Below are 667 nucleotides of genomic sequence, written 5' to 3' on the forward strand. Positions count from 1 at the left end.
GGGTGCCCCGGCTTCCGGTGCTGGCCCTGGCCGGGGCCGCGCTGGCCGTCCTCGCGCTGTGCCTCCAGCTGCCGCTGATGAGCGACGACCGCGACCCGGCCCACCGCCCGGACGACCTGGCCGCCGTGGCGCGGGTCGCCGCGCGGGAGGTGGAACCCGGTCAGCCGGTGCTGTTCCTGCCCAGCCAGGCCCGCAACGCCGCCCTCGCCTATCCGAGCGCCTTCGCGGGTGTCCGCGACGTCGCCCTCGACGAGCCGGGCCCCGAGTCCGGGACGCTGTACGGCAGGGAGGCCGACGCGGCGGAACTGCGGCGGCGGCTGTCCGGAGTCGACCGGGTGTGGGTGGTGGCCGACCGGGACCTGCTGGCCGGCCGCTGGAGCCCGAGTGGACCCGCCGAGCGGGCCAAGATGGCCGTACTCGCCCAGGAGTTCATGCCCGCCGAGGAGTCGGCCGACGGCGACGCGAGCGTACGGCTCTACGTCCGCCGGGTCGCCCTCAGCGCGCTGCCGGGCCTTGCTCCAGTTCCCGCACCGCGGCGTCCAGCGCACTGGTGAGCCGGTCGAGGCGGTCGCGCAGCTCGCCGATCTCGGCCGGGTCCGCCCCGGTCGCGGCGGCGACGCGGCGGGGCACCACCAGCGCCCGCTCGCGCAGGGCCGTGCCCTCGCCG

Annotated in this window: 2 pseudogenes; one reads left to right on the plus strand and one right to left on the minus strand. The window is 78.0% G+C overall.

Annotated elements, in window-relative coordinates:
• Positions 1-554, plus strand: a pseudogene (locus tag GT030_RS00760) (hypothetical protein); the annotation flags it as partial.
• Here GT030_RS00760 and GT030_RS00765 read toward each other — a convergent pair.
• Positions 496-667, minus strand: a pseudogene (locus GT030_RS00765) (MarR family transcriptional regulator); the annotation flags it as partial. The pseudogenes GT030_RS00760 and GT030_RS00765 sit on opposite strands and share 59 nt — an antisense overlap.

The organism is Streptomyces sp. SID1328, from assembly GCF_009865595.1.
Classification (GTDB): domain Bacteria; phylum Actinomycetota; class Actinomycetes; order Streptomycetales; family Streptomycetaceae; genus Streptomyces; species Streptomyces griseoluteus.